General features: G+C 43.9%; 9 protein-coding genes. All 9 read left to right on the top strand.

Annotated features, from left to right (window positions below):
* Positions 1-1,581 (top strand): spore germination protein (locus AC1DLM_RS28660; protein WP_477571885.1); only part of this gene is annotated, 1,581 nt, incomplete at its 5' end.
* Between the two features lie 5 nt (positions 1,582-1,586).
* The gene (locus AC1DLM_RS28655) at positions 1,587-2,765 is read left to right on the top strand and encodes a Ger(x)C family spore germination protein (protein ID WP_477571884.1); all 1,179 of its coding nucleotides are present in this window, start codon (positions 1,587-1,589) and stop codon (positions 2,763-2,765) included.
* Positions 2,766-2,777: 12 nt separating this feature from the next.
* The gene (locus tag AC1DLM_RS28650; protein WP_441991741.1) at positions 2,778-2,984 is read left to right on the top strand and encodes a hypothetical protein; all 207 of its coding nucleotides are present in this window, start codon (positions 2,778-2,780) and stop codon (positions 2,982-2,984) included.
* Between the two features lie 24 nt (positions 2,985-3,008).
* Positions 3,009-4,097 (top strand): GerAB/ArcD/ProY family transporter, encoded by a 1,089-nt coding sequence (locus tag AC1DLM_RS28645; protein ID WP_477571883.1) that lies wholly within the window; start codon positions 3,009-3,011, stop codon positions 4,095-4,097.
* 475 nt (positions 4,098-4,572) lie between these two features.
* Positions 4,573-5,526, top strand: coding sequence for an ABC transporter permease (locus AC1DLM_RS28640; protein WP_477571882.1), 954 nt, complete (start codon positions 4,573-4,575; stop codon positions 5,524-5,526).
* The gene (locus tag AC1DLM_RS28635) at positions 5,526-6,422 is read left to right on the top strand and encodes a carbohydrate ABC transporter permease (RefSeq protein WP_477571881.1); all 897 of its coding nucleotides are present in this window, start codon (positions 5,526-5,528) and stop codon (positions 6,420-6,422) included. Before AC1DLM_RS28640 ends, AC1DLM_RS28635 begins: the two co-directional genes overlap by 1 nt.
* Positions 6,423-6,553: 131 nt before the next feature.
* Positions 6,554-8,107: a response regulator gene (locus AC1DLM_RS28630; RefSeq protein ID WP_477571880.1), complete on the top strand. Its 1,554-nt coding sequence runs from the start codon at positions 6,554-6,556 to the stop codon at positions 8,105-8,107.
* Positions 8,104-9,912 (top strand): cache domain-containing sensor histidine kinase, encoded by a 1,809-nt coding sequence (locus tag AC1DLM_RS28625; RefSeq protein WP_477571879.1) that lies wholly within the window; start codon positions 8,104-8,106, stop codon positions 9,910-9,912. The genes AC1DLM_RS28630 and AC1DLM_RS28625 overlap by 4 nt, the downstream gene beginning before the upstream one ends.
* 104 nt (positions 9,913-10,016) lie before the next feature.
* Positions 10,017-11,510 carry an extracellular solute-binding protein gene (locus AC1DLM_RS28620; protein WP_477571878.1) on the top strand — a complete coding sequence of 498 codons (1,494 nt, stop codon included), beginning with the start codon at positions 10,017-10,019 and terminating at the stop codon, positions 11,508-11,510.
* Positions 11,511-11,661 lie beyond the last annotated feature (151 nt).

Genomic DNA, 11,661 nt, shown 5'->3' with positions numbered 1-11,661 from the left:
GTAGGAGTAGTTATGCCTATTCATAACTGGTTTAAGAAGCGAAAAGGGCTACTCACTGATCAGACCTACGCAGCCCCCCCGCTAATTATTGACAACGATTTAACGGCAAGACTCCAATGGTTCCGCAAACAGTTGAATCACAACACAGACATTAAATTCTATGAGATCCTATTACCAAGTGGTATTGCCTGTGCGTTCATMTACATTGAAGGTATGATCGATCAAAATCAGTTTCAGAAACAAATACTTTCACCTCTTTTATTTGAAGAAACATCTTTATCTGCAAATGAGCTGTTGAATAAAATAGCAATTATGAAGCAGCTTCCGGTTTCGATGATTGAATCCACCACAGATGTGAACAAGGCATTGGAACGTATTTTTGATGGCACAATTATTTTTCTTATCGATAATGAGCTGGAAATCATCCTTTTTCCGATGAAATCGGTGGAGAAAAGATCGATTGAGCAGTCCGAAATAGAAACCGTCATTCGAGGTCCCAAACAGGCATTTGTCGAAGATTTGACGACTAATATTACAATGATCCGCAAAATTATTAAGCACCAGGCTTTGAAAATGGAGCATTATCAATTTGGTACCTATTCTAAAACTTCCGTTGTTGTTTGTTATATCGAAGATATTTGTGAAAAGAAATTGGTCGATGAAGTAAAGAGCAGAATAGCCGGAATCGATATTGACGCAGTACTTGGTAGTAGCTATATCGAGGAATTCATTGAGGATAATCMTTTTTCACCATTCCCTCAAGTGCAGTATACAGAACGGCCTGATACGTTAAGCGCGGCACTGCTTGAAGGAAGAGTCGCAATTTTGGTAGATGGAACACCGTTTCCCATCATCGTCCCGGTTACCATATACATGCTTCTTCAATCGGCAGAGGATTATTATGAAAGATTCGTTGCAGGGACATGGATTCGATGGATTCGATATTTATTCTTGTTGGTGTCCTTTCTGTTACCTTCGATCTATATTGCGGTAACTACGTTTCACCCGGAGATGCTCCCTCCTAATCTATTGGCGACGGTGGCAGCTGCCCGTGAACATGTTCCTTTTCCTGCTATTGTAGAGGCGTTCATTATGGAAATCGTTTTCGAAGCACTTAGGGAAGCGGGATTACGTATCCCCAAGCCAATAGGTCAGACAGTGTCGATTATTGGTGCATTGGTTATAGGGCAAGCGGCTGTGCAGGCAGGTATTGTATCTGCTCCAATGGTCATTGTAGTCTCCATAACAGGGATTGCTTCGTTCATCATCCCACATTTCGATCTTGCTTTGACGTTCCGTCTCCTGCGGTTTCCTGTGATGTTCCTTGCGGCAAGCTTTGGTTTATACGGCGTTATTCTTTGCATCATTATGATCTACTTGCATTTAGTCACACTCCGATCCTTTGGCACGCCTTATCTGTCTCCTACGGCACCTATCGTTTTTGGCGATTGGAAGGATGTGCTGGTCCGCGCCCCCTTTTGGCTGATGAAAAATAGGCCTAGACTATACGGAACCAAAAATAATCAAAGGCAAAATCCTAAACCACGTGCGAGAATACTTAAAGATGATGATGGTGATTAATGGTGATGCAATTACGAATGAAGCACATAGGGCTTCTTTTACTGTTCTCCAGTTTACTGATGATAACGGGCTGTTGGTCCAGAATTGAAGTCAATGACCGTGCTTTCGTGACAGGCATGTACATAGACCGTTCTGATAATGGCAGCTATGAGGTATCTCTGGGCTTTCCTTTGCCCAATCGAATGGGCGGAGGGCAATCCCCGGGGGAGCCATCTGGTGGAAACCCGTATACCATTTTGACAAAAACCGCTGAAAGCATTCCCGTCGCCATCCGGGAAATCCGTTCAGATCTCTCGAGAGAAATAACTTGGGGACATTGCCGTGTTATTGTAGTAGGTAAACAAGCGGCGGAATACGGGATAGATTCGCTTTTGGAATTTGTGGCTCGTGAACCGAACTTTCATACGAAAAGTTATCTGATGGTTGCTCCGGGGAAGGCAAGGGACGTTACCAAGCTAACCCCCGTTTTTGAAAGGCTTCCAGCAGAAGTGCTCCGAGAGTTCGCGAACAGAAAGGTGACCTTGGATACCAATGTGAAGGATTTCTTAGAGGCTTCGGCGTCGGGAGGAGATATGATTGCCGGTCTTCTTACCATTGGACAAACTAAGTTGCTTAGTGAGAAGGGAAAAGAAAGTACATGGGTCGGGACTGACGGGGCAGCGCTTTTTAAAATGGGAAAAATGATAGGTACCTTGGACGTCACTGGGATGCGAGTGGGGCTTTGGTTAAAGGGGAGAATGAAAAGCTCACTGATTTCGTTGAAATCGCCGAGCGACGGAAAACCGATGAGTTTTATTATTCTATCMTCTAGAGCCTCGATCAAACCTTTCATCGACGGAGAGAAAATCGGCTTTCATATCAAAATTGAAGCGGAAGATGATATTTATTCCTCGGAATCGGACATGGATCTGACAGACCCGAAGGAAATAATTCGCATCCAGGAACTTCTTTCTGAGCAACTGAAGCGTCGGATTGCGAGAACTCTTTATAAAACCCAGGATATGGGAGTGGATGTATTTCAATTTGGCAGACATCTGGATTGGAGGTACCCACAAGTATGGAGTAAGCATAAGGACCAATGGCATGTGGATTATAAAATGTGTACATTCATCGTTGATACAAAGGTGCACGTGAAAAGAACTGGGGTTGAAAGAAATTCAATCATACGTCAGCACAACAGTTAGGGTAGGGTGACCATGATTATCATCACAATCGTATTTCTAGGGATTTTCATGTTTGAATGGAACTTTTTAAAGCATCTTGGGCGGAAAAAAAGAACCTTCTGGATCACAGGCTGCAGCATATTTGTCGCTTATGTGTATGTCATGGCCGTCTACTCTTTTCAGAATCTGCCAAGTCCTAACCAGCTGATTAAATATGTTTTCAGCCTTTATGAATTATAGCGTGTTAGTAAGGAGATGGCTGTTATGCAGCGTATTACCCAGCTTCAACTTAGATTGATGTTCATTCTCTTTCATTTCTCTACGACAACAGGATTTCTGATAGGCCCCATCTCCTCATCAGCCGGTTATCAAGGTTGGTTAGCCCTCCTACTTGCTGCCATTGGAGGAATGCTTATCACTTTCATTTCTTTTACCCTTGCCAAGCGGAAGGAAAGCGAGTTTATCGTTCATTACGGGAAGGAACTAATTGGACGGGTCCCCAATATCATCATAATGATTGTAATTAGCTTTTTCTTTATTCATCTGGCGAGCCTGATACTGCGGGAACTTGCTGATTTCATGGTACAGATCTACTTGGCTACGACGCCAGAATGGGTGATCGCCGGTTTGTTTGGTTTTGTCGTTTCAATCGCTGTCCGATCTGGCCTGGAAGCTATATTGCGCTGTGCCTCGGGATTTTTTTTCATCATTTTCGCCATAGCTGGGATCACACCATTCTTAATTGGTAAGGAAATGAATACAGACCGCGTGATAGCGTTTATCACCCATATTAACCCTGGGAGCCTTTTTCATGAATCGTATCCGTTTATTCCATGGTTCGGAGAATCGTTTTTGATTCTTTTTATCTTTCCTTGGATAGCCAATCCGGGAAAAACATTCCGTTCTTTAACCTGGGCAATGGTGATAAGCCTTTTTTTTATCGAAACGAATCTCGTGTTATGTCACTTGTTATTCGGATCGAAATTTTCTGGGGAATTGGCCTATCCTGTGCTGGAAATGATTCGTTTCATTCGGATCGGAGATTTTTTGGAAAATTTGGATCCCATTATCGTGGCGATCTGGTTATCAAGTCTATTTATAAAAATCAGCGTTTTGCTCTACATTTCGACGCTAATGATCTCACAGCTGCTTAAGCTAAAAGATTCCAGACCGCTTTCTTTCTCATTGGGCGCAATTATGGTTGCACTTGCCATGCATATGTCCAAAAACATAATTGAATTGAACCATTTTATTCAAAAAATCTGGCCAAACTTTGCCTTATGCATTGAGTGTATCCCACTGATATATTTAGTTGCTTCCATAATAAAAAAGCGTCCCAGGAAAAGTGGTTAAGAGTCAGAAATTTATATTATCACTCTACTAACAAGTCGGATTATAATACAAAAGGGGGTGTTTCTTAGATCCCTATAATAAAGGTCGCCCMCTTTAAAATATAAAACTTAGATACTCTACCCGTTGCAGGGTCCTTTTTTGCTATTCAACTAAACCAGCTAATAACTTGTCATCCACTGATTAATCTAACTGAGGAGCTATCTGGAGAGGTTAAAATCGGAAAGTAATTTTTTGCGAGAAGTTAAATGCTTAATATCTACTCAAAAAGAGCGGGATACTTGGTAAAAACAAGCATCCCGCTCTTTTTGTGTACCAGCAGCTCTTTAATCCACAACTGTTCCAGATATCGGGGATTATTTCTGAAATACCATAAGATTTTCTCCCTAATCATAAGATTAAGATATTAAAAAAGCGTTTCCATTCCAATTAAAATAAGGATATACGAATAGAACTTGTTCAGGAAAGGATGGAGCGTATGCAATTGCCAATGAAGGTGGAACCGAAATCACGGCCCGTCAATAAAAGGAGTAGGGCTTTTGCAGATATTATGAAGGATTGGGATTTGTACCTGCTKCTCGTGCCGGGACTGTTGTTTCTGGCCATATTTAAGTACACCCCCATGTCTGGGTTGATCATATCCTTCAAGGATTTCAATATTTTCAGTGGGATATCCGAGAGTCCATGGGTCGGTCTTAAGCACTTTAAACGGCTGTTCGTCAATGATCAGTTCCTAAGTGTATTATCGAATACCTTGATTATTAGTGTAATGAAGCTGATCTTTCTGTTCCCGGCGCCTATCGTCTTGGCCATTCTTTTAAACGAGGTTCGGAAGATGGCTTTCAAAAGAGTCGTACAATCTGTCATTTACCTTCCGCATTTTATCTCTTGGGTCATTGTTGGTGGTTTGTTCATCAATATGTTCTCAGTCAATGGTGGTATCATTAATGCTGTTATCGTTAAGCTCGGCGGTGATCCCATACCGTTCTTCATGCACGCCGGATACTTCAGGCCACTGCTAGTACTGTCGGAGGGTTGGAGAGAGGTGGGTTGGGGAACTATTATCTATCTCGCCGCAATTGCCGGGGTTGATCCGCAGCTATATGAAGCTGCAAAAATGGACGGAGCTAATAAACTCAAGCAGATGCTCCATGTGACTCTGCCAGGCCTGATCCCCACGATCACGTTAATGTTTATCCTTAAAATGGGTCAACTACTGGAAGCAGGTACAGAGCAAATTTTAGTTATGTACAATCCCGTGGTATATAGTGTTGCAGATACGATTGGGACGTATGTTTACCGTGTAGGGATAGGAACATCGGACTACAGCTTCTCGACTGCAGTCGGTTTTTTCGAATCGGTGACTGCCTTCCTCCTTGTCATTCTTGGTAACTTCTTATGCAAAAAATATTTGGGAAGGAGCATCTGGTGATGGTAAAAGCGACTTCGATCAAAGCATCTACAGGTGAGCGTATATTCTATATCAGCAACTACCTGTTCTTCATACTATTAGGCATGGCCACGCTGTTCCCATTCCTAAACGTGCTCGCTAAGTCCTTCAGCAGCGAAGCGGCTGTCATCTCTGGACTGGTCACGATTTTCCCCGTAGATTTCCAAATCGGAACGTACGAATTGGTCCTTGGGAACAGTCAATTTATGAACAGCTTCCGGATAACCATATTTATTACAGTAACCTATACGGCACTCTCGCTCATTATGACCACGATGGCAGCTTATCCGCTCTCTAAGCCMGGTCTTAAAGGAAGAAAGACTATCCTGCTGCTGTATGTGTTCACTATGCTGTTCCATGGCGGTTTGATTCCCAATTATCTGCTTATGCAAAATTTGGGTCTGATCAACTCCTTATGGTCACTGATTTTACCGGGTATGATCCAAGTTTTTTATATGCTGCTGATCAAAAATTACTTTGAAGGGTTGCCGGATAGTCTAGAGGAATCGGCCAAATTGGATGGAGCTTCCAACATGAGAATTCTTTGGAGCATTGTGCTTCCGTTGTCGATGCCAGTGTTAGCGACGGTTGCTCTCTTCTATGCGGTTCTGATCTGGAACAGTTACTTTAACGCCATGGTTTACATTAGCCGTCCGGACTTAAAGCCAATGCAGCTATATCTCAAGGAATTGATCGCAGCTACCAATGATGTGCTTGGCCAGTCGGGAATGATCGACATCAGCAAGGACCTTAACCGAAGTCCGGAGGCTGTTCAAGCTGCCTCTATCATTACAGCTACCGTTCCAATCTTGTGTGTATACCCATTCCTGCAAAAGTATTTCGTAAAGGGAGTACTTGTAGGATCAGTAAAAGGTTGATTTTGTAAGTGGCAATCATTATCTAATTTGATAGAATAGATGGATAAGAGGGAGTGCCTTATGGGGGCACCCCCTTTGCCTGTTCCGCAGACATCATACGAAGACATAGCAGGAAAGGAAAGAGCCCAGTTATGCTAAAAGTGCTGATTGTAGACGACGAAGAGATTACCCGGGAAGGTCTTAGATCTTGTATCCCCTGGGAAGAGCTGGGGATGAAAGTTGTAGCGGAAGCAGAGGATGGCGCGGAAGGGCTTGAGGCGGCTGTTAAGCTTCAGCCGGATATCGCCTTATGCGACGTAAGAATGCCCCATCTGGATGGGATTGGATTGGCTAAGGGGATTAAAGACAAGGTGCCTGGCTGCAAGATCATTTTTCTAAGCGGCTATTCGGATGTAGAATATCTAAGATCTGCGATTCAACTTCAAGCCGTTGATTATGTGGAAAAGCCTGTTGACCTAGATAAGCTTCAAGAGGTTTTGGTTATGGCAGCAGAGGCTTGCAGACAAGAGCGGGGGAATCGAGAGCGGCTGGAGGACATGGAACGCCAAGTGATCAAGTCCAGACCTTTCTTATCAGGGAAGGCCTTACAAGCCTTGCTTGCAGGCACCGGCTCGGTTAAGGAGTTGGAGAAGGAATGGCTTGCCATCCACTCTATCAGTTCCGGCGATGTCCGCTATRTATGCTGCATGATTATGGGTGAAGACCGCAGATTAAATATGCCTCTCATAGAGAAACTCGAGGAAATGTTTCGTTCTTACGGCTTAGATGGCTTGTGTTGCGAATATGATCATGTACTTGCTGCTGTATTTAGATTGGCGGATKGGAAGGAAAATGAAACCATCGTTCTGATGATGAATGCGTTATCGACCTATGCACGGAATGAGCTACAAACCCGTCTTTCGGCAGGTGTTGGAGGAACGGTAGGGAGCCTTGAAGCTATAATTGGCTCGTTACAGCAAGCTTCGGAAGCGCTTCAGTGTAGCTTCTATAGGGGGTGGAATACGACAATTCTTCATGAGCACACAGGTCGGGGAGCGAAGCCGAAACTGATTCATGAGAAGGATACCTTTCTCCGATTCGAGAAGCATCTACAACGTCAGGAATTCGAAGAGGCGTCCTTACTGATACAGGAAGTCGTATTCGAGCTGAGAAATTTGGAATCATCTTCCATTGAGTGGATTCGCAAGCGACTCTTTAAGTTGTATATCATCTTAACCAAAGTGTTTTTGGAAGCAATCACAGAGCTGGATAACGACGAATTATGGAGATTATTTGCAAATGGACAGCTCGACTCGATTGCCCATTTTCTACAAAGCCAGTTAGAAGCGATTCGGGATGGGTTAGCTCTTCTCGGGACTCAGCCAGACAAGGCAGTCATACGCGAAGCTGTTGCTTTTATTCATAATCATTATCATGAAGAAATATCCATCGATATGATAGCCAAGCAGGTTTTTTTAACACCGACCTACTTTTGTCTGATATTCAAGAAAGAGCTTGGGATTGCTGTTAATGAGTACATCACGCAAGTCAGGATTGAGAAGGCCAAGCATTTGGTTAAGGACAGAAGCCTAAAGCTATATGAGATTGCGCTGAAGGTCGGATATACAGATCCGAATTATTTTGCCAAGGTATTCCGCAAGCTTACGGGCTTCAAGCCATCTGAATATAGGGAAGTTGCGCCATGAAACTCAATAAATGGCTTGCGACCGGATATTTACGGAACCTGAGAATTAAATATAAGCTCCTTCTCTCTTACATGCTGCTGATATCTATAACCATAGCAGCCGTTACATGGTTCTCCTATAATAAGACTACTAAGATGATAGAGAGGCAAGTCGCAGAATCCACGGATCGTGCTTTCGAGCAAGCTAACGAATTCATTACATATAAGCTTAACAATGTGAAGGACGTCTCCAGCATGCTGTTTATGAATAAAGAGCTGGAGCAAATTTTGCTGAAGTCCCCTGTTAATTATCCATTAGCCGAACAGATAGACGATTACAACCGGCTCCTGGATATGGTACGTTCAGCTCAAAACAGCAGAGAAATTTTCAGCATCCGTTTGTTTGTTAACGATTCCGGGATATTCGCCAAGGAAAATAGCACGATTTTTAATATGAAGAATTTCAAGGACACTTGGTGGTTTAAGCTGGTACTTGAGCAGAATGGTGGTTTGTTCTGCCGTTCCACGTATAGCCATGACTATCAGGATCAGAGGGGTTCTCAACAGATTATCTCTTGTATGCGCACCCTGCAAACTCAGGGCTTCTTTGGGGACGTTCTTGGCCTCGTTTCTATGGATGTTCTGGAGGATAGTATCTACCGGATCATCAAGCAAACGGAAATCACGGATGGTGGAGAGGTTTACTTGGTTGWTCGTGAAGGAAATGTCATTTCGGGCTTGGACAGAAAAACGATCGGTCAAAGTTTGTCTTCAACGATATATTTCCAGGAGATTATTAAGGGAAGCGGAGATAGTGGCTATCAGAACCTAGAGGTTAATGGCAAAGCATCCCTCGTTACTTATAAGAAGGTGGAAGGGACGGATTGGAGGCTAATAGCCATCATTCCACATGAGGAAATGATGCAGTACAGCGACCAAATAGCCAGCTATATGCTGCTGCTGTTCATCTTAGCTACGGTTAGCGCGGCAATAATGGCCTTCTTCATGTCTGGAGGGATCACAAGAAGAATCAGTCTACTCATCCAGCAGATGAAGAGGTTCGAAGAGGAAAAGTGGGACGTACGTATTTCCGTGGATAGTAAGGATGAAATAGGTATTCTACAGGTTAACTTCAACCGGATGACGGACAACATCAAGCGTCTCATCATGGAGAAATATGAGGAAGAGGTCCGAAAGAAGAATGCCGAGCTTAAAGCTTTGCAAGCCCAGATTAACCCTCACTTCTTATACAATACACTGGATATGATTCATTGGTTGGCCATGAAGCATAAGGCCCAGGACATCAGCTACCTTGTAGGGGGATTGGCAAAGTTCTTCCGGTTAAGTTTGAGTAAGGGAAAAGATGTTATTTCGATTGATGATGAGCTCGCTCATGTTCAGATTTACCTAGATATTCAAAACAAAAGGTTTTCTGGAAGTATTAAAGTGTCCATAGAGGTGGAGCAACAGATCCTGGAGATGACGACAGTGAAGCTTGTACTTCAGCCCATTGTGGAAAATGCTATTCTACATGGGATTCGGGAGAAGGAAAACAAAAGGGGTCTGATTCGAATATCAGGCCAAATTTGCGACGGTCTGGTGCTATTTATCGTGGAAGATGACGGGGTTGGCATGACGGAGGAAAAGATGAAGAGACTGCTGACAGGTGACCAAGGAGGAGGGTATGGAATCAAAAACGTCAATGAAAAGCTCAAGCTTTATTTCGGGGATTCGTTTGGATTGTCTTATGAAAGCGAAGAGGGTCTAGGTACTAAGGTGACGATTCGTTTCCCTGCCATGAAACATCCGTCAGAAGGCRTATCCTGACAACATAGAGAGCATCTTCTGACAAATACCAATGAACGGACCCATGGTATAGTGAACGAAGAGAGGTTAGATCCTCTCAAGTATAAGTATACGGGGGAGATTAGATGAAGAAACTTATTTCCATGTCAATATGTGTTTCATTAGCTGTTGCAGCCCTAACTGGCTGCGGTGCTAATAATGGAGGCTCTGGTACCGGGACAAGCCCAAGCGCATCTGCCAAGGTGGATGCTCCTAAACCCGAGCTAAGGCAGCTTGGTTTCCAACGAAACTTTGACACGAATCAAGATCCGGTTGCGAAGATGTTGGAGGAAAAGACGGGCTACAAGGTAAAATATGAAACGCTGCCCTTGGAAAATCCTGACGACAAGCTGAACCTGTTAATGGCAAATAAGGAGCCTTACGATATTCTTAAGCTATCAGGTTCCCAATATCGGAAGCTGGCCTCTCAAGGGGCACTTGAACCATTAGACGATCTCCTGAAGAATTATGGACAGACACTTGCGAAGATAAATACGCCGGAGTCCTTCGAGGCGGCCAAGGTTGACGGTAAGATATACGGGATTCCAGAACGACATCCAAGAGGCTTTGTCGGCAGCTCTTTGGCTATACGCCAAGATGTCCTTGATGAGTTAGGTATGAAGGTGCCGACTAGCCTTGATGAATTTTATCAGCTGTTGAAGACCATTAAAGAAAAGAAGAAGGACATGATTCCGTTTGCGGGATTTGAGAGTGTGATCACAGAAATCTCTGGTGCCTTTGGCATTGCGACTCAGTGGTTAGAGAAGGATGGAAAGCTGGTTAACCGCCTTGACGATCCGGGGATGAAGGAATACCTGGCGTTTATGAGTAAGCTTTACAGCGAGGGTCTTTTGGATCCAGAATGGCCCGTGAACAAGGCGGCTACAGTTCAACAGAAATTCTCCAGCGGCAAAGCAGCCGTCATTCCTTACGGCTGGGGGATGGCCCCAGCCGTAACAACAGCGATGTTGAAAAATTTCCCTACCGCTAAGATCACGCTAATACCGGGGCTTAAGGGTAAGGACGGAACGCAAGCTCAAATGATTCAAGGTGGAGGAATCAGCTGGTATATTGCCATTCCTAAGGTTTCTAAAAACAAGCAAGAGGCAATGAAATACCTAGATTTAAAGGTTCAGCCTGAGCTGTTCCAAAATTTATCTGTCGGTGAGGAAGGCGTTCATTTCAAGAAAGAGAACGGAAAGATGTTCCCTATTCTTCCGAAATTTAATGATGAGCGCGGTAATGCGGACTGGTTCCTGACCTCAACGAATCCGGAAGTGTTCCAAGACCTTTGGCTGCTGAGGGTCCGTAAGGACCCGGTGCTGTATGAAACCTTCGAGGAAATTCAGAAGCAGATGTCCTATGGCAAGAAAGATCCTTTGATCTTCGCGCCACCGCTTCCTCTGCTCGGAACTAATATCCAGAAGCTCACTAAATCCGAGAATGACTACATTATCAAGGTATTCGCAGGAGCAGAAAAGCTAGACGGCTACGATAACTTCGTGAAGCAGTGGAAGAACGATGGCGGAAACGACGTGATTAAAGAAGTAACAGATTGGTACGCAAAATCTAAAAAATAAATAAGTTCGGTAAAGGGGCAGTCCCCGAAACGCATGTATTTGCGGTTCGGGAACTGCCCCTTTTTACAATAGGAATCAGGGAGGTTAAGAGTCGGTTGTATGGAACTAGAGAAACCGTTTTCACAAAACCGTAAGATTTTCTTGTTTATCA

It is taken from the genome of Paenibacillus sp. 01T442, from assembly GCF_056398345.1.
The sequence above is the reverse complement of the archived record's forward strand: the minus strand, read 5'-3'. Positions and strand labels throughout refer to the sequence as shown.